The following is a 17,808-nucleotide window of genomic DNA, read 5'->3' as shown; positions in this document are numbered from 1 at the left end:
TCATACCCACCTTGTAGCTATGACTCCCGGCAGCGCCAACTGAAGCCGCCTGGAAGCGTGCTCGCCCCCACAGGCCCCTCGCCACATGTTCGCGGTGGGGACACGACTCACACTCCAACTTCCCGGGAATATCCTGCCTGCTAGCATGTCTGGAGGTCCGCCGGGGAGCAGCAGACTCCCCGGGTTCCCGAGCCCCCACATGTCCACCTCTCGCAGGCAGTTGTTGCAGTACTCGCTGGCCGCGGCGTCGATGCTGGCCGTTGGAGTCGACGCGCAGGCCCAGTCGAAGTCCGGCGCGAAGTCCCCGGTGAAGAAGGCAAAGACGCCGAAGAAGATTCTCATCCTCGGCGGCACCGGCTTCCTCGGCCCGGCCATCGTGGCCGCCGCCCAGGCGCGCGGCCACACGCTGACGCTCTTCAACCGCGGCAAGACGCGCCCGGAGCTGTTCCCCAACGTGGAGAAGCTCCAGGGCGACCGGGACCCCAAGAAGGACGAGGGGTTGAAGGCGCTCGAGGGCCGCAAGTGGGACGCGGTCATCGACACCTCGGGCTACTACCCGCGCATGGTGAAGGCCTCCGCGGAGCTGCTGGCGCCCAACGTGGGCCAGTACGTCTTCATCTCCAGTATCTCGGCGTACGCCAAGAACGACATCGTGGGGCAGGACGAGTCCGGCGCCACCGCCACGCTGGCCGACCCCAACGTGGAGGAGATGGGGAAGAACTTCGAGAACTACGGCGGACTCAAGCGGGCCTGCGAGGAAGCCGCCGAGAAGGCCTTCCCGGGCCGCACCGCCAACGTCCGCCCGGGTTACATCGTCGGCCCGGAGGACCGCTCGGACCGCTTCACCTGGTTCCCGGTGCGCTACGAGCGCGGCGGCGAGATGCTCGCCCCGGGCAGCCCGGCGGACCCGCTGCAGATCATCGACGTGCGCGACCTGGCCGAGTGGCTGGTCCACGTGGTGGAGAACAACATCACCGGCGTCTACAACGCGCTGGGCCCCGAGAAGCCCTGGTCCATGGGTGAGCTGTTCGCCGCGTGCAAGAAGATTACGGGCAAGGACACGAAGCTGACGTGGGTGCCGTCGGAGTTCCTCGTGAAGCAGGGCGAGGACGGCGACGGGGAGATTCCCATCTGGGCGCCGCCCCTCGGCAAGTACACGGGCATGCACCGCTACAGCAACGCCAAGGCCGTGAAGGCGGGGCTCAAGTTCCGCTCGCCCGCCACCACCACGGCGGACACGCTGGCGTGGTTCAAGAGCCTGCCCCAGGAGCGCCGCGACAAGATGCGTGCCGGGCTGAAGCCGGAGCGCGAGCAGGAGCTGCTCAAGCTGTGGGCCGAGGCCCAGAAGGGCCAGGGCGCTGCCGCCCCGGCCGCGGGCAACAAGACGCCGTAGCCGCCGGACTGGACGCCTTCACTGCCGTGAGAAGTCGATGAAGGCGTCCCGCTTCCAGTAGTAGTTGAACGCTTGCACGAGTTCGGAGGGGGTGACTTCGGGCCGCTGCATCCGGGCATTCATGACGATGCCCTGTGCCTGGTCCACGGACAGCGTCCTCCGCAGGCCGTGGGCCACGGCGAGCGGAGGCGGCTCGTCCGAGTAGACGTCGTACGCCAGCACCATGGCGCGAGTCTTCGTTTCGAAAGGAGCGTTCCCCTCCACGTAGAGCGCGTGCCCGAACCACGGATACGTCTCGATGCGGGAGAGGATGTTCCCGAGCCACTCGAAGTTCGACATGCGGCTCACTCTACATGCCGCCGTCCAGCCGCACCCACCGGCGCGCCGCGTGAGACTTCCGCACGGCGTCCAGCACCCGCTGGTTGCGCCACCCTTCCTCCAGCGTGACCGTGCCCTCCACCGTAGCGTGCCCCCTGGTCGTGAGTCCCTTCTCCAGTTCGAGCTAGAAGAACAGCCTCTCTTAAGGATCTGCCCGGGCTGTCCTCATCGGGAGAGTGATATACCTGCCCGCCTACAGCCCCGGCTTCAATCCCCCGAGTTGTGGTGGACGCACCTGAAGCGACAGCTCCGCGAGCGCACCCTTCTCGCTACCGCGGAACCGTCCCGAGCGGTGCGGTAGCTGAGTACGGATACACCTCTCAGTCAGCTCGTCTTCTGGTTCCTCTATACCCTATCCTGGCTTCAACTCAACTGCTCTCCGAAACAACGCAGAGCAGGGTAGACACAGACACCCCGGCAGCCGCGCTGTACTGGGTCTGCACTACCCTGGCATCTGCTCGTGCAATACCCCTACAGGGGTATACAAGCCCACTGCTTGAAACTTGTGCACCCCCTGATGCCCGCCTACCCTACCTGCCTCGTAGGGATGCTCAGCCGCAGACCTAAGCGCCAATTGGAGGGGGACAGTGCGTCTCGCTGAAATAGAAATCCGAAACTTCAAGGGACTTGGGAACATAACTATAACAATCCCTGCTCTCGACCCGTCTCGCCCGGGCTCAGCGAACTTTGTCTCCATCATCGGTCGCAACAACGTAGGCAAATCATCAATTCTGCAAGCCATCTGCCTTGCAAGTCCGCACGTTCCCCCTACTGCTCCGAATGAAGATCACTTCCCACATCGAAGCCTCAGCAGAGGCCCTATTGAAGTAACGCTGACCTTCGACAACCTTACGGAAACCGATCAGCAGGAACACGCAATCCGCGCCCATATTCACGAGGGACGGTATCGCGTTCGCAAGCGATGGCACCTAGACGAAGATGAAAACAAGATCGTCAGAGCCATCGAAGCATACGCCCCAACCGAGACTTTGGATCTTCCCAAGGACATCACCTGGGCGCAACTCCTGCAGCATAGCGCCGCCACAATTGCACTGGCCGAAGAGTACAAGCGTAGGCACGACAAACCGCCCAGGAACAAGCTGTCGCCCAAAGTCATTGACGCACTCAAGGACATCGCCCGAGAGATAAACTCCCCGCTTCGTCAACCCAATCTTGAGTGGAGCACCAATCCCGGCGGCATTTCGCCCAACGTAGACAAAGTATTCCCACGCGTCATTTTTCTTCCGGCGCAGACGGAAACAAAATCCGCGATCAGTTCGGGCATCAAGGATTCTGCGTTGTATCAAATCGCAGACGCGATGTTTACCGACGAGCTATCGAAACACAAAGCGGTGCGCACCTTCAAGGCGGCCGCCGACTCGCTCACCCATTTGTTCTCTGACTTGGGGAAACACCGGATCGTGGGCAACTTGGAAAGCGAGATCTCCAGTCGCCTAGGACGGTTCATCGATCTCACCGCAGAACTGGACCTAAGAGCGCCTGATGTAACTGCCGATCTAGCCAAGATGACGTCTATTTGGGTGAAAGATGGGGTACTGAGAACCTCGCCAGAACACCAAGGCCATGGCGCTCAGCGTGCCCTGGTTCTTTCCCTGCTTCATTTACTGGCGGAGAAGAAACGACATAGCCAGGACGCATCTCAAGCAATTCTCCTCCTCGTAGAGGAACCAGAGGCATATCTCCACCCCCAGATGTGCCGTAAAATGCGCGACGTACTTGTTGACATCGCAAGGAATAGCGTAGCCCAAGTCATCTGCACAACGCATTCGCCAGTATTCTTGGATCTAGCGGACAGGCATGATGGCATCGTTCTCCTTCGGAAGGCGGAAGGAGAAGCCCAGGCACTACAGCGCAAGGAAGATCTCTTCGGCGGCGCATCGGAACAAAGGGAGCGGCTCCGTATGCTCCTCAACTTCGATCCCACTGTGAATGAGGTTTTCTTTACGGGAGGCCAGGCAGTATGCCTCTTCGAGGGGGATACAGAACTGGTGGCGCTTGATGCGATAGCTGAGCGGCTGGAGACCTTAAGCCGCCTCGATCGGCAAAAGTACCTGACCGCACGCCGAGACGTCACCACAGTCAACTGCCGAGGCAAATGGACCATTAGAGCATTCCAGCGTGTCCTGAATAACTTCAACATTGGCTATCGGGTTGTACACGACCGTGACCGCGAAACCGCAGCCGAAGGCGCAAACTCGAAAATCCTTGAGCTTGCGAGCGATCCGAGTCGGGTCCATATTCACTGCGAAAATATTGAAGAGGCATTCTTTGGCGCTCCTTTGAAAAGCGACAGAGACAAGCCCTGGCAGATCAGAAAGAACATCCAAGCGATGAGCGAAGCCGATCTCACCTCGCCATCAAGTGCCCTTCGTAAGTTCTTCGAGTTTGTTCTTGGGTGTAAACTTGAATCATTGGCGCCGAACATACAAGCTCAAGCTATTGACTCACCTATTGAGCAGGACACCACATCGTCGACATTGTTCTCGCAACGCGCTCGGCGGAATCATCGTGAACGCATCGCTACAGTTTCAGCATCGAGCCTGAAGTTCCACCAAAGCGAACAGCTTTCTGTGCTTCTGCCTACCTCCAGACAGGGGCTGCGGGTACCACAACTCGAACGCCAAGCCATACGGGTCGTCCATACAGTCCTCGGAGACCTACTAGCGGTACGCATCGCAGATGAATCCATGAGGGATACGCTTGCTCCAGCAGACGTTGTCCTCTTAAAGCCCATGGACTTCCTGCTGCCATGCTATAGGCCTGACGCAAGCATCATGTCTTTGGCCTCATTCAAGCAAAGCGTCGACAATGAAGACATCGTTCTCGCCGCCGTCAATGAAGACATTGCAGACGGGCATTACGACCTCCGCCGCGTGACTTTGAGAGACCATGGGAAGCACGGAAGCGAGCGCTGGAGCCTCAGACTCCATGCAGACAATCCCGAAACTCGTTGGGGCGATCGTGGCACGATGCTCATTTATAAGGAAGATGCGGTTCGTTTCTTAGGAAAGGTTGTTGGCAGGTTGCCTGAGGAGGATGGGGATGCGCTCCGTAGACGACCGGCCGAAGCGCTTATTGCAGCAGCACTGCGATTGCCAGAGAAGCCGTTCGTCGTGGAACCTCCAAATCCCTTGCAGCAGATCGATGCGACAAACGTGATTCCCAAGACTTAAGACGCTTCTTCTGCACGGCAAGCAGCCGCTTCCTCCTGCTGATTTATGCCAGCAGGAGGATGGTCGCACTGGAGGCTAGCCTGGATCGATCACGAGTAGAGGGGACGCCGCGTAGCGACCGACCGATAACAGGAGAGTTCTCAAGGCTTTCCACCCATCGGCAGGAGCTACGCGGTGAAAACAGCGTGTCCCCCAAAGCAGCTTGAGTTCGGCGGCGTCGGACGGCGGAAGTTGGTAGCCACGTTCGATGCGGACCACATCTCCTCGGACGGGGGGCTGGTGCTGCTGCACCGGACCGACCGGCGGTTCGGGCTGATGCGCAAGATCGCGGCCTGTTTCCGCGACCTTCGCGCCCCGGACCTCATCCACCACTCCGTGGAGGAGAAAGAAGAATTGTTCCCTACACAGGGGCTTCCGACAACAGCCATGATCAGCTTGGAGTCGGCAGTAGTAATCACATCTTTCATACGCTCCCGTCCAGCCGCACCCAGCGGCGCGCCGCGTGGGACTTCCGCGCGGCGTCCAGCACCCGCTGGTTGCGCCACCCATCCTCCAGCGTGGCCGCGCCCTCCACCGTGGTGCGGCCCGCGCGCAGCGCCTCCGTGAACGCTCGGGCGTAGCGCAGGAAGCCGCGGGCCCACTCGTTGTCCGGCAGGCCCTGCGGCAGCGGCTCCTCCGCCGGCAATTCCACGCGCTCCCACGTGCGGCCGCCCACCGTGGAGCGCCACAGCTCCCGCCCCTCCACGCGCAGCCCGCCGCGCTCGCACGACACCTCGATGCCGTGAACGGGCTTGCCCGGCGCCACCGATGACAGGTCGATGGACGCCGTCGTCTTGCCGAAGCGCAACAGCAGCCGCGCCTCGTCGTCGCTCGTCACCGGTCGCACCTGCCCGGTGAGCGGGTCCGGCCGCGAGGTGGTGTGCGTCGACATCTCGCCCAGCACCTCGTCCGGCTCCCCCGCCAGCAGAAAGCGCAGCGCGTCCACCGCGTGCGAGCCCAGCGCGCCCAGCAGTCCCCCACCCTGCCCCGCGTCCGACCACCAGTCCCACGGCCGGTCCGGGGGCGCGCGGTTGTCGTTCCGGTAGTACACGTGCGCATGCCGCACCGGGCCCAGCTCCCCCGAGTGCAGCAGCTGCCGCATCCGCTCGCGCTCCGGTAGGAAGCGCAGCTCGTGGTCCAGCAGCGCCAGCACGCCCCGCTGCCGCGCCGCGCGCCACATCACCTCCGCCTCCGCCGCGTCCAGCGCCGTGGGCTTCTCGCACAGCACCGCCTTGCCCATCTCCAGCGCCGCCAGCGTCATGTCGCGGTGCAGCGCGGGCGGCGTGGCGATGCACACCAGGTCCACGTCCGGCCGCATCACCACCTCGCGCCAGTCCCTCGCCACGTGCGGCACCCCGAGCTGACGCGCCGCGTCCTCCGCCCGCTCCCGCCGTGCGCTGGCGATGGAGACGACCTCCACCCCCGGGAGCGCCCGGAACGCCGGGACCTGCGTGGTGCGCGCGAAACCCGCGCCGATGACGCCAATTCGAATGAGACGTGCGGCGGTCATGACCCCTCCTTTGGGAGCAGACGCACCCGCAAGCCTGCGGTCCTAACGAACCCGTTGCCAGCGGCACCAGTTTCCAAGTATCCGAGAATTGGCAGCTTTCACCGGCTCACAGGCCTTCCTGATGACTTCCAGAAAACTCCGCTGGTCCGCGGTCGCAGGCGTCCTGCTGCTCGCGGCGGCCGTGGCGCTCGTGTGGCCCCGCGGCGACACCTCTCCCACCTCTGGCGACAGCACCCCGCCCGAGTCCGCTTCCTCCACCCTGGCCACCGCGGGAGGCCCGGGCGCGGGCTCCGGCGCGGCCCCCTCCCCCGAGGAGCCGCAGCCCGCGGTGGAGCAGATTCCGATGCCGGGGTGCTGGGACGGGCTCCAGGAGTTCGACCGGAGTGTGTCCATGGACACGTTCCGCGCGGCGCTGCTGGCGGCCATCTCCAACAAGGACCGCTACCTCGCCGCGTACCTCCAGGAGCGCCTCACGGAACTGGTGGGCAATGACGCGGGCCGCGCGCTCCAGGTGCTCGAGTGGTCCAAGGGCACGAGCCACCCCGAGCTGGGCATCTACATGGAGGCGCTGAAGGCCGCGCCCGCCGTGCACGACCCGAAGGTGTCCGGCCAGCTCATGAAGATGGGCGAGGACAAGGGCGCGACGCTGCAGGCCCGCTCCGCCGCGCTGGACGCGCTGGAGACGCAGAAGCACCTGGGCGCGGGAGACCTCAAGCGGCTGAAGAACGTGGCGCTCGACGAGACGGTGGACTCCGTCGCCTGGGTGGCCACGCGCACCATGGGCCGGGTGATGAAGGAGGACTACGAGCGCACCGGCAACTACAAGCCCTACTGGAAGGAGCTGCTCGACATCAGCGGCAAGTCGGACGACATGGCCGTGCGCCTGCTGGCGCTGGAGATGCCGTCGTACTCCAACCCGCTCATCGAGGACGACTCCTTCGCTGAGCTCAAGCGCATCCTCTCCAGCGACCGCGAGCGGGACGTGCGCGAGATGGCCGCCTTCCGCCTGGGCGTCACCAGCTCCCCGGACAAGGCGCTCGCCATCTACAAGGAGGCCTTCGACAAGGAGCACGACGTCTGCGTGCGCTGGGCCATCTTCCGCTTCGCCGTGCGCGTGGCCGGCGCGGACGCGCTGCCGCTGCTGGCGGAGTTCGCCGCGAAAGATTCGCGCTTCACGCAGGACTACACCGAGTTCAGGGACCTCTACGCGTCGGGCACGGTGGACTTCGCCCGCATCTGGCTGGGCAAGGCGGAGCACCACTCGTGCCTCGTCGAGGAAGGAGCGCCGCACTGATGCACCCCACGACGATGAAGACCTTGAAGCGCGCGGCGCTCGCGTCCGCCCTGCTGTCGCTGTTCCCCGCTTCCGCCCTGGCGACGGGGCCCCAGACGACGCCGCTGAAGCCGGCCACCTGCACGGTGGAGTCCATGCTGGACGACGTGCGCGCCGCGCTGAAGGGCGGCTCGCCGGCGCTGCAGCGGTACGTGAAGTGGCGGCTGCGGGAGGCGGCGCTCGCCATGCCGGCGGAGGGGCTCCAGGCGGCCCTGGCCCGCGAGACGGACCCCGCCGTGCTGGAGGCGCTGGGCGGCGCGCTGGCCACCAAGGCGAGCAACGCCGAGTCCCCCGCGCTGGTGCAGCCGCTGCTGGCACGGGCAAGCGGTGACTCGGACCCGGCCATCCGCGCGGCGGCGGTGCGCGGACTGCGCGGCGTGCCCTCCGTGGAGTTCATGGAGAAGAACGGCGGCGTGGTGACGTACGAGCAGCTCGTGCGGGACGCCTCCCCCGAGGTGCGCGCGGCGGTGGCGGACAACCTCGTCTCGGAGAGCGCGGACGTCTACAGCGGACATGACCGCCGCGTGTCGGAAGCGGCGGTGGCCACGGCGGCCGCGGCGGAGGACCCGGCGGTGGCGGCGAAGCTGCTGGGCGAGGTCTCCATGGAGGCCGTGGGCCCCGCCGCGGTGGAGCAGGTGACGAACCAGCTCCGCGCCGAGGACCCGAAGCTGCGCGCGGCGGCGGCCACGGCGCTGGGCGGCGTGCCCGGCGCGGCCTCCCAGGGCGCGCGCGGCTCGCTGGTGGACCTCTTCAAGAACGACAAGGACCCGGCGGTGCGCAAGGCGGCGCTGCAAGGCATTGCCCGGCTGGGCATGTCCGGCGCGAAGCCCGTGCTGGAGTCGCTGCGCGGCGTGGACCGCGCGATGGACCCGGAAATCGATGCGTGGCTGTCCGCCCTGAGCCTCAACCTCCAGGAGTGGGAGCTGCTGCTGCGCGAGAAGCAGCGGCTCCGGAGGTGACCCCTGCCTCACCGCAGTACGCAGTGCCGCAGCGTAACCCCCAACGAAAGAAGCCCCTCATGAAGACGATGAAGTTGACGATGGCCGCAGTGGCCCTCGTGGCGGCCGGCTGGGCCACCACCGTGGCCGCGGCGACGGCCGTGGGCCCCATCTGTGACACCGCCGCGCGCGTGGGCTCCACCACGTACTACTCGTGCTCGGGCAGCAGCCACAACGCGCTCGACATGAGCAACGGCACGTGCAGCGTGTGGAACCACCGCGGGATGATCAACGTCAGCCGCTACTACGGCTACTACGGCGGGTGTGCGAACAACTGCAGCGGCGGCACCACCTGCAACGGTGGCGCGGGCAACTACTACGTGGTGACGGGCGGCAGCGGCTGGGACTTCCGCCAGCTCCACCTGAACTCCAACGTGTCGTCCGGCTCCAAGACGTGCGACCGCTGCGCGCTGGGCCTCGTGGGCTCCACGGGTAACTCCACCGGCGCTCACGTGCACGCGGACAACCGCCAGTACGGCACCCGCAAGACGGCCTGGTACACCAGCGTCGGCACCACCTGCGGCTCCAGCGCGTACTGCAACAACCGCGTCGGCACCCCGACGCTGTAATCCGCCCTGCTCCCCATGCCCCGCTCCGGCCTTCGTGTGCCGGAGCGGGGTTGTTTGTTTTCAGGGGTGAATCACGGAAGCGCCGGGGTCCATTCGTCGACCTCGACCTCCAGAGGGGACTCCGTCGCGACGGCCCCCAGGGCTCTCCTGAGCGTTCTAGCGTCGCTGCCCCCCAGGAAGAACCCCATGACACGGGCTGGGTCTGCCCTTGGCGTGCTCTTGCAAATCAGTACCGCATCTGCCCGCTCATAGAGCCCGCAGAAGGAGCCGGTAGGAATCGGGGTCCGGAATCCAAGACGCCTCAGGACGGGGTCGAGGCTCGGGAGGATATCGGGCGTTTCGCCAGCAAAGCTGCCTTCGCACTGCTGCGGCAGCTTGTCGACCTTGAACGTCCAGAGCGCCCTGAATGCCAACAACTCACGGAAGGTCTCGAATCCGCCATGGACCTCGCCTTCCGGAGTAAATGCATCGAAGACGCTGGCATCTTCTCGAACCGGAGCATCGAGGTCGTAGAAGGTATGAGGCATCATGTCCCTGGACTCACGTCCAATGAGCAGGAACCGAGGATGTGACGCCACCTTCCGCTCGGCGTAACAGGCAATCACCCCCTGCGCGGAGAAGTCGATGTACGGATGCGTCAGGGCCCCCATGCTCCGTCCCATGCGAGACAAGAACCAGCGGTAGAACCCTGGCAACGGTCTCCCCGCAATCCGCTCCACCTGCGCGATCTCCTCGGGCGTCGCGCCGCGCCATTGCGCCTCGAGCCCCGGGATGGCTCGTAGGAGCAACTCCTCGAACTCGGATTCTAGCCCTCGTGCTGACATTTTTCCTTCTTGTCTCCAGGACACAACATCAGAGGGAGAAGAAGCTCACACGCCCCACAGGGAGGAACGGTTTCTCCATGGTGAAATTGCCGTTCCTCAACCTCCCCCGTCTTCGCGTTCCGGAACTTGATCTTCTCCCTGGTTGGATTGCCAGAAGTGCCTCCAAACCAGCGTTCCGTCAGGGAGCCGGGATAGGCATCATGCTCCAATGCGGGCAGAAGGGCCTTGGGACCAGCACAGCTTCCTGGTGGGTAGCTCGTGGGAGAACTCTTGGCCTCTTTGAACCTCAAGAAGCGACGTTCTGCCTGGTCCCAGATCTTCTCCAGGCGTTTCTCATCCTTATGGAAACGCCTCTTGAGAAAGTCGCGAACGGCTTCGCGTGTGGCCTTGCTATCTCGTCCCGCCCGAGGCTTATCGACGAACACATCCGCTTCTTTTGGTGCTCGCCAGCCCGCACCGAGTTCCTTGACACTATCGTAGAGCGCTCTACAGGTCACACTCGATTGGTCAGCATATTTCCACGTCTTGCATTGACATTGAACAACACCAAGCATTGTCGATGAGACGTCTTCGTCGGAGCTACCACGCACCTTGCTCTCAAATTTTCTCGCGAGATCTTGCGCGCAGTTCCTGGTTTCTTGAGACTCTTCCAGGGCACCATGCTGTTTCTGGCAGAGAGGACAGTTATCTTTGCCATCCACCGCCGAAACAAAACCGCTTGCTTGAATCACTCCCAGCATCGTCGCCGCGTTAGCGGGGCTCCCGCTCGGCCCGCAGTTGTTGAGCATGGGGTCGCCAAGCAACTGGACGTTCTTCCCGTCGAACTTCACGTCCATCGAACCAGGGCCCACGAAGCGGGTCGGCCCTTCGACGTTCGCTGACACCAGGCCGCCACCCGTTCCTTTACTCGCCACATCTCCCATGGAGCCGAAGGTGGCTCCACGGACGGCGACCTTCTTCCCCGCGATGGTGACGGTCTTGGAGTAGTTCTTCGGGTCCTGTCCGCTCTTCCCGATGTTGGGAAGCGGAGTCGGTACGAAGGGCGCGGGCGGCCCTGGCATCTTGCAGACGTTGGGCAGGGTCGCGGCGGCAACCCCGCTGCTCCCCTCTGTCACCGGCGTCTTCGGCGCATTCACCGTGACTTTCGTCATGCTTTTGCCCCCTTGCCCCCTGTGCTTGTCCCCACAGGGTGCATCACACCTTCCATTCTACCATCCAAGCCCCGCTCACGCGTCCGGCGGCTGTCCCTCCGTGGAGATTCGGCGCAGCAGCTCGGCCGTGGGCCGGTCCGCGGGGAAGAAGGACTCGATGGCCAGCTCGGACAGCATGACGTCCACCGGCGTGCCGAACACCGTCGTCGTGCTGAACAGCGACAGCAGCCCGTAGCGCGTGTTCAGGCGCAGGGGAACGACGGCCCCCAGGGGCTCGCTCTTCGCGGAGCTCTTCGCGTGCGCGCCACCTCCGGGCGCGGGCAGAGCGCTCAATTCCTCATGCAGCGCGGCGAGCTTCGTGTCGGCGGTGATGTCCACCTGCCGGTGCAGCCGCCCCAGCACGTGGTGGCGCCACTGCGCCAGGTCGGCGATGTGCGGCGCGAGCCCCTTCGGGTGCAGGCTGACGCGCAGCACATTGACGGGCGGTTCGAGCAGCTCGGGCGAGACGCCCTCCAGCAGCAGCCCCACCGCCTTGTTCGCGGCCACCAGCGTCCAGTAGCGGTCCACGGCCAGCGCTGGATACGGCTCATGCCCGGTGAGCACCATGTCCACCGCCTCGCGCGCGGCCTGGAGCGCGGGCGCGTCCAGGCTCCCCTCTGGATAGACGGGCGCGAAGCCCCCCGCCACCAGCAGCGCGTTGCGCTCGCGCAGGGAATGTCGAGCTCCTCCGCGAGGTGCAGCAGCATCTCCCGGCTTGGCTTGGAGCGGCCGGTCTCCATGAAGCTGACGTGGCGGGCGGACACCTCCGCGCGCAGCGCCAGCTCCAGCTGGCTGAGACTCCGTCGCTGGCGCCAGTCGCGCAGCATCTCTCCCACGGGGCGGCTTTGCGTCATCATCATGCCCGGAACATAGAAACGCGGCGTAGTGCGTCCAATTACCTCGCACGTAATTGAGGGCGGAACGCGGTCCGCGCATCTTGGTCCCATCAAGACGACGGCGGGAATCGCCGCCGCTCCTGACCACCCGATGGAGACCCGACCATGACCGCGATTGCTTCCTCGAAGACCCTGCTGGGCCGCACCCTGCTGCTGGATGGCGTCATCAGTGGAGCCACCGGCGCGCTGATGTTCCTGGCCGCCGCGCCCCTGTCGAACCTGCTGGGAATGGGCGAGAGCCTGCTGCGCATCGCCGGCTTCAGCCTGCTGCCCTTCGCCGCGCTGCTGCTGTTCCTCGCCGCGCGGCCGAGCGTCCCCCGTGCGCTCGTGTGGGGCATCGTCGGCGCCAACGTGCTGTGGACCGCCGACAGCCTCCTGCTGCTGACCACCGACTGGGTGGCGCCCACCACGCTGGGCTACGCCTTCACCCTCTTCCAGGCGGTGGCTGTCGCGGGCTTCGCCGCGCTCCAGTACGTGGGGCTGCGCGGCGCGCGCACGCTGGTGCACGCCTGAGATGACCTACCCGACCCATGAAGGCGCTGTCACCGCCCGGCTCGGCCACGAAAAACGGTTCCCGAGACACACCGCTCGGGAACGACCTCCCTGCTGCTTCAGCCCGCCAGCAGCGCCGCGCCGATGAGGCCGCTGTCGTCGCCCAGCTCGGCCTCGGTGATGAGCAGTCCCTCGCGGGCGGTCTGCGACGCCCACGCCTGGACGCCCTCCACCACGCGGCGCCGCAGGCCGGGACAGTGGGTCAGCACGCCGCCGCCCAGGATGAGCCGCGCGGGGTTGAGCACCGTCACCTGGTTGGCCACCGCCATCGCCAGGAACAGCGCCGCCCGCTCGTAGACCTCGCGCGCCGCGGCGTCGCCCGCCTCGACCGCCTGCTCCAGCGTCACCGGGGTGATGCGCGCCGGGTCTCCCCCGCTCAGCTTCGTCACCGCCGGGGACTTCCCACCCTCCAGCAGCTCGCGCGTCTGCGCGATGAGGTTGTGGCCGCCCGTGTAGGCCTCCAGGCAGCCCTGCTCACCGCAGCCGCAGCGCCGGCCATTGGGCACCACCTTGATGTGGCCCAGCTCACCCGCCACGCCGCCCGCGCCGTCCACCAGCCGCCCGTTGGCGATGATGGCGCTGCCCACGCCCGAGCCCACGAACACCACCAGCACGTCCTGGGCCCCGCGCCCCGCCCCCGCATGGAACTCGCCCCAGGCCGCGGCGGACAGGTCGTTCACGATGCGCACCGGCTGCCCCAGGCGCGCCTTCAACATCTCGCCCAGCGGCACGTTGCGCCAGCCCAGGTTGGGGGCGACCGACAACACGCCCGAGTCCTTGTGAATCTGCGCGGCGGCACCGACGCCGCACCCGCCCACCAGCACTCCGGCGGACTTCACGGCCTCGGACGCAGCCTGGGCAATGGTCTCCACCACGCCCGCGGGGTTGCGCTCGGCCAGCGCCACCTTGGCGGAGGCCAGCATCTTCCCCGCCGCGTCCACCACGGCGGCGCGGGCAAAGGTTCCTCCCAGGTCGATTCCCAGCGTCGGCATCGGAATTCCTTTCTCAGCCCTTCAGCCTGGAGACCAACGTCCCTACCAGCGCCTCGACTTCCTTCTGGCGCGCCTCGTCCCGCAGCCTGCCCTCCGGCGTGAAGGCCTCCGCGGCCTTCTGCACATGCACCTGGGTGGGGAGAACGTGCGCCCCCACCGAGGACATCACCTGCCGCAGGTGCGGCTGCATGCGCGCCGTGCCGAACACGCCCGGCGAGGCGCCCATCATCGCCACCCACTTCTCCTGGAACAGCCGGCCCGGCGGACGCGACACCCAGTCGATGGCGTTCTTCAGCCCACCCGGAATGGACGAGTTGTACTCGGGGCTCGCGATGATGAGCCCCCGCGCCTTCCCCAGCCGCTCGCGCAGCTCCGCCACCGCGGGCGGCAACCCCTGCGCCTCCACGTCTCCGTCGTAGAGGGGCAGGTTCAGCGTCTTCAGGTCCACCACGTCCACGTCCGCTCCGAGCGAGCGGGCGTGGGCCACGGCGGCCTCCAGTAGCATGCGGTTGAAGCCCCCGGTCCGGAGGCTCCCACTCACGGCGAGGATGTGCGGGCCGGCCATGGCTCAGCCACCGACTTCCTTCTGCACCTTCGCCACCGTGCCCTCGATGAGCGCCTGGATTTCCTTCAGCCGCTCCGGGGTGTTGGCCTCGAAGCGCAGCACGAGAATCGGCTGCGTGTTGGAGGCGCGGATGAGGCCCCAGCCGTCGGGGAACGTCACGCGCACGCCGTCCACGTCGATGATGTCGTGCCCCGCCGCGCGCAGCGTCTCCGTGGCGCGCTTGACCATCTCGAACTTCTTCTCCTCCTTCGTGTCGAAGCGCAGCTCGGGGCTGGCGTACGTCTTGGGCACGTCGGACAGGAGCTGCGACAGCGGCTTGGGCTCGTTGGTGAGGATTTCGAGCAGGCGCGCCGTGGAGTAGATGGCGTCGTCGAAGCCGAAGTAGCGGTTCTTGAAGAAGATGTGGCCGCTCATCTCGCCGGCCAGCTCCGCGTGCTCCTCCTTCATCTTCGACTTGATGAGCGAGTGGCCCGCCTTCCACATGACGGGCTTGCCGCCGTGCTTCTTGATGTCGTCGTACAGCGTGTAGCTGCACTTCACCTCGCCGACGATGGCCGCGCCCGGGCTCTCCTTCAGCACGTAGCGGCTGAAGAGCACCATGATCTGGTCGCCCCAGAGGATGTTGCCCTGGTCGTCGATGACGCCGATGCGGTCGGTGTCGCCGTCATAGGCGATGCCCACCTCGGCCTTCTCGCGCTTCACCGCCTCGATGAGGTCCTCGAGGTTCTCCACCACCGTGGGGTCCGGGTGGTGGTTGGGGAAGGTGGCGTCCATCTCGCAGAACAGGGGCACCACGTCGAAGCCCATGGCCTTGAACAGGGGCACCGCCACCGCGCCGCCCGTGCCGTTGCCGGCGTCGATGACGATGCGCATGCCCTTGCGGCCCATCTTCACCGTCTGCTGGATGAAGTGGTTGTACGAGGTGATGATGTCGTAGGGCTCCACGCGGCCCTTCTTCGAGCCCACCTCGAAGTCCTTCGCCTCGATGAGCTTGCGCAGGGCCTGGATTTCGTGGCTGTGGAAGGTCGTCTTCCCGGCGCCAATCTTGAAGCCGTTGTACTCGGGCGGGTTGTGGCTGCCGGTAATCATGGCGAGCCCGTCCACCGGGAGCGTGTTGGCCGCGAAGTAGGTCAGCGGCGTGGGCACCACCCCCACGTCCAGCACGTTGAGGCCGGTGGAGGTGAGGCCCGCGCAGAGCGCGTCACGGAAGCGGGTGGAGGACTCACGGCAGTCCCGGCCCACCACGATGGAGCGGCCGCCCTGACGCCGGATGATGGTGCCCAGGCCCTTGCCCAGCAGCTCCACCACGTCGACGGTCAGGTCCTTGTCGACCAGACCGCGGATGTCGTACTCGCGAAAGATATGCGTGTTCATGAAGGTGTCCCCGCCCCCCGGGATACCGGTGGGCATGACAGAGGGCGGCGGACTCTACACGAGCACGGGGCTTCGCGGCAGACGACTCACGGGCCGGGCTGACTGCTGAACGACTCGGCGCCCCGGGGCTGCCGGCCGTACGCCTCCCCTGGGGCCAGCGGGGCGTACCAGAGCAGGTCCAGCGCCATCATCCCCGCCTCGTCGAACAGGCCCACCTCCGAGCGGTTCGGGTCCAGCGTCAGGGGGAAGGTGGCGTGCTCCCCCGGCGCCAGCGTCCGGGCCGGAAGTTGGGGGGCAAAGGGTACCCGGGTGTCATTGGACAGGCGCAGGCCGCCCAGCTTCACGGGCTCCGTCCCCCGGTTGTAGAGCTGGACCCAGAAGGCGCCGGACGCGTCCTTGCCCACCCGGTCGATGACCAGGGGGCCCTGGCCATGCTTCTCCAGCTCGTCCAGGTGCGCGAGCAGCCAGGCGCGGCGCTCGCGCACGAAGCGGCGCAGGTACTTCGCGCTCTCGGCGGCGTGGCCGGTGCTGACGTACGGGTCCAGCGCCTTGCCGTCCTTGCCGGGCAGGATGAAGGGGGCCAGCAGCGCGTGCATCTTGTCGATGCGGGCGCCCAGCTCCTCCTCGGTGAGGCGCGTCTCCAGCAGCTTGCGCATGCGGGAGATGTAGCGCTTGCGCAGGTTCGGGTCGTCCATGATGCGCGTGTCGAGCGTGCTCCAGGTGGGCCGCATGTCGGCGTAGCCCAGGTCATCCCGCCGGTGGACGTACAGCTCGTAGACCTTGGGGGAGTACCCGGTGAAGCCCGGGTGCGGGTAGTCCTTCTTCACGCCCTGGTTGGTGTGGAGCACCTTGCGGTTGTAGAGGCTGAGCGCGTTGTTGAGGTCCCACGGGACGAACGTCCAGCGCGCCGTCTCGCGGCTGTAGATGAGGAAGCTGCGGGCGTCCTGGTGTGTGTGATTGACGATGAAGGAGTCCAGCACCATCCAGGTGATGTAGTCGTCCAGCTCGAAGTTCTTCTGGACGTAGGCCTCGAAGCGGTCCGGCGGCGTGCGGTTGAGGCCGTCCAGCAGCTTCCACAGCCCGGTCCACGGCTGGTCCTCGTTGGTCCGCTTCTCCCAGGTCTCCATGTACGACTGCTTGGGCAGCGGCCGCAGCTCGCAGTCGTGCATGGCGCAGCGGTAGATGTCGCCGTCCTCGTCGATGCCGTGCGAGCGCAGGAAGTCCTTGGTGATGGACTCCAGCTCCGTATAGACGCCCTGGTACTCGTTGTTGACGTACAGGTTCACGTAGCGGGCGCGGGGCACGTCCAGGCCCAGGCTGGCCGCCGTGTCGTACCAGAGCTTCTCCGTGAGGTAGCCGCCGTCCTTGTACGCGGCGAGCAGCTCGATGCGCTTCACGCCCTCGAAGCGGTCCTCCTTGTCGAAGCGCACCTGCCAGGGCTTCTTCACCTCTTCGCGCGTGGAGCGGCCGCGGTAGCGCACGTCCACGGTGTACGTCTTGCCGCCCGCGGTGAACTGGGCCGGTACCTCGTAGTCGCGGTCCTCGAGGTTGTCGTTCAGCGCCTGGAGGTTCTCGGCGGAGACGGTGAGCCGGTACTCGGGGATGGAGGTCTGCAGCACGGGCCATTGCGGCGGCGGCTTCGTGGGGCCTCCATCCGGCGTGCCAGAGTCGGGTGTCCCCGAGTCGGGTGTCCCAGAGTCCGGCGTGCCCGAGTCGGGCGTCCCCGCGTCGTCGGGCGTCCCGGAGTCCGGTGTCCCCGCGTCGTCGGGCGTCCCCGCGTCGGGGAGCGGCGTGGGCCGGTCATCCAGGCCAGGGTCGTCCGACGGAATGTCCGGAGGTGGAGGAATCGAGGACGCGTCACCACACGCGCCCAGCAGCAACATCAATCCAGCAAGCAGGGCAAATCGTTTCATGTCACCCGGCGCCTACAGCAAGCGACACGCCAGGGGATTTGGCCCGCCTCTTGCCAGGAGAGGCGAAGCGCGGGGACCCGGGGAGGGA

At 66.0% G+C, this 17,808-nt stretch carries 15 protein-coding genes and 2 pseudogenes; 7 read left to right on the top strand and 10 right to left on the bottom strand.

The window, feature by feature from the left end; all coding sequences use genetic code 11:
• The first annotated feature begins 199 nt into the window (after nucleotides 1-199).
• On the top strand, nucleotides 200-1,393 hold the full coding sequence (locus HG543_RS13280) for an SDR family oxidoreductase (protein ID WP_169345105.1): 1,194 nt from the start codon (nucleotides 200-202) through the stop codon (nucleotides 1,391-1,393).
• 18 nt (nucleotides 1,394-1,411) lie between these two features.
• Here the strand turns inward: HG543_RS13280 and HG543_RS13275 are convergent, their stop codons facing one another.
• Complete coding sequence (locus tag HG543_RS13275) at nucleotides 1,412-1,732, bottom strand: DUF7716 domain-containing protein (RefSeq protein WP_169345104.1); 321 nt, start codon at nucleotides 1,730-1,732, stop codon at nucleotides 1,412-1,414.
• A gap of 626 nt (nucleotides 1,733-2,358) precedes the next feature.
• On the opposite strand from HG543_RS13275, the gene HG543_RS13265 reads away from it, so the two are divergent.
• Together HG543_RS13265 and HG543_RS56275 are read left to right on the top strand one after the other, a co-directional pair.
• Nucleotides 2,359-4,965, top strand: coding sequence for an AAA family ATPase (locus HG543_RS13265; protein WP_169345103.1), 2,607 nt, complete (start codon nucleotides 2,359-2,361; stop codon nucleotides 4,963-4,965).
• Between the two features lie 174 nt (nucleotides 4,966-5,139).
• Nucleotides 5,140-5,334, top strand: a pseudogene (locus tag HG543_RS56275) (transposase); the annotation flags it as partial.
• Between the two features lie 94 nt (nucleotides 5,335-5,428).
• Here HG543_RS56275 and HG543_RS13255 read toward each other — a convergent pair.
• Complete coding sequence (locus HG543_RS13255; RefSeq protein ID WP_169345102.1) at nucleotides 5,429-6,514, bottom strand: Gfo/Idh/MocA family protein; 1,086 nt, start codon at nucleotides 6,512-6,514, stop codon at nucleotides 5,429-5,431.
• Between the two features lie 121 nt (nucleotides 6,515-6,635).
• Between HG543_RS13255 and HG543_RS13250 the strand changes: the two genes are divergently transcribed.
• The 3 genes from HG543_RS13250 to HG543_RS13240 are packed head-to-tail and all read left to right on the top strand — an operon-like array spanning nucleotide 6,636 to nucleotide 9,414.
• Nucleotides 6,636-7,808, top strand: a complete 1,173-nt coding sequence (locus HG543_RS13250) for a HEAT repeat domain-containing protein (protein WP_169345101.1) — start codon at nucleotides 6,636-6,638, stop codon at nucleotides 7,806-7,808.
• A complete protein-coding gene (locus tag HG543_RS13245; protein ID WP_169345100.1) occupies nucleotides 7,808-8,806 on the top strand; it encodes a HEAT repeat domain-containing protein in 999 nt (332 codons plus the stop codon). The genes HG543_RS13250 and HG543_RS13245 overlap by 1 nt, the downstream gene beginning before the upstream one ends.
• Before the next feature lie 59 nt (nucleotides 8,807-8,865).
• Nucleotides 8,866-9,414, top strand: coding sequence for a M23 family metallopeptidase (locus tag HG543_RS13240; RefSeq protein ID WP_171817932.1), 549 nt, complete (start codon nucleotides 8,866-8,868; stop codon nucleotides 9,412-9,414).
• Between the two features lie 71 nt (nucleotides 9,415-9,485).
• Here the strand turns inward: HG543_RS13240 and HG543_RS55250 are convergent, their stop codons facing one another.
• The 4 genes and pseudogenes from HG543_RS55250 to HG543_RS55245 form a co-directional block, all read right to left on the bottom strand.
• Complete coding sequence (locus HG543_RS55250) at nucleotides 9,486-10,238, bottom strand: SMI1/KNR4 family protein (RefSeq protein ID WP_246356987.1); 753 nt, start codon at nucleotides 10,236-10,238, stop codon at nucleotides 9,486-9,488.
• Nucleotides 10,220-11,389, bottom strand: coding sequence for a DUF4150 domain-containing protein (locus tag HG543_RS13230; protein WP_169345098.1), 1,170 nt, complete (start codon nucleotides 11,387-11,389; stop codon nucleotides 10,220-10,222). The genes HG543_RS55250 and HG543_RS13230 overlap by 19 nt, the downstream gene beginning before the upstream one ends.
• A 75-nt stretch (nucleotides 11,390-11,464) precedes the next feature.
• Complete coding sequence (locus tag HG543_RS13225) at nucleotides 11,465-12,076, bottom strand: MmyB family transcriptional regulator (protein ID WP_343073343.1); 612 nt, start codon at nucleotides 12,074-12,076, stop codon at nucleotides 11,465-11,467.
• An 83-nt stretch (nucleotides 12,077-12,159) separates the two neighbouring features.
• Nucleotides 12,160-12,255 (bottom strand): annotated as a pseudogene (locus HG543_RS55245) (transcriptional regulator); the annotation flags it as partial.
• A 174-nt stretch (nucleotides 12,256-12,429) separates the two neighbouring features.
• Here HG543_RS55245 and HG543_RS13220 point away from each other — a divergent pair.
• On the top strand, nucleotides 12,430-12,837 hold the full coding sequence (locus tag HG543_RS13220) for a hypothetical protein (RefSeq protein WP_169345097.1): 408 nt from the start codon (nucleotides 12,430-12,432) through the stop codon (nucleotides 12,835-12,837).
• A 98-nt stretch (nucleotides 12,838-12,935) separates the two neighbouring features.
• Here the strand turns inward: HG543_RS13220 and HG543_RS13215 are convergent, their stop codons facing one another.
• The 4 genes from HG543_RS13215 to HG543_RS13200 all read right to left on the bottom strand — a co-directional run bounded on the left by HG543_RS13215 (nucleotide 12,936) and on the right by HG543_RS13200 (nucleotide 17,720).
• Complete coding sequence (locus HG543_RS13215) at nucleotides 12,936-13,868, bottom strand: ROK family protein (RefSeq protein ID WP_169345096.1); 933 nt, start codon at nucleotides 13,866-13,868, stop codon at nucleotides 12,936-12,938.
• A gap of 13 nt (nucleotides 13,869-13,881) precedes the next feature.
• Nucleotides 13,882-14,433: an NADPH-dependent FMN reductase gene (locus HG543_RS13210; RefSeq protein WP_169345095.1), complete on the bottom strand. Its 552-nt coding sequence runs from the start codon at nucleotides 14,431-14,433 to the stop codon at nucleotides 13,882-13,884.
• A 3-nt stretch (nucleotides 14,434-14,436) separates the two neighbouring features.
• Nucleotides 14,437-15,807 (bottom strand): phosphomannomutase/phosphoglucomutase, encoded by a 1,371-nt coding sequence (locus HG543_RS13205; protein ID WP_169345094.1) that lies wholly within the window; start codon nucleotides 15,805-15,807, stop codon nucleotides 14,437-14,439.
• 86 nt (nucleotides 15,808-15,893) lie between these two features.
• Entirely contained in the window at nucleotides 15,894-17,720 is a 1,827-nt protein-coding gene (locus tag HG543_RS13200; protein WP_169345093.1) for a CotH kinase family protein, read from the bottom strand.
• Nucleotides 17,721-17,808: the final 88 nt, after the last annotated feature.

The sequence above is a fragment of the Pyxidicoccus fallax genome (assembly GCF_012933655.1).
Classification (GTDB): Bacteria; Myxococcota; Myxococcia; order Myxococcales; family Myxococcaceae; genus Myxococcus; species Myxococcus fallax.
The sequence above is the reverse complement of the archived record's forward strand: the minus strand, read 5'-3'. Positions and strand labels throughout refer to the sequence as shown.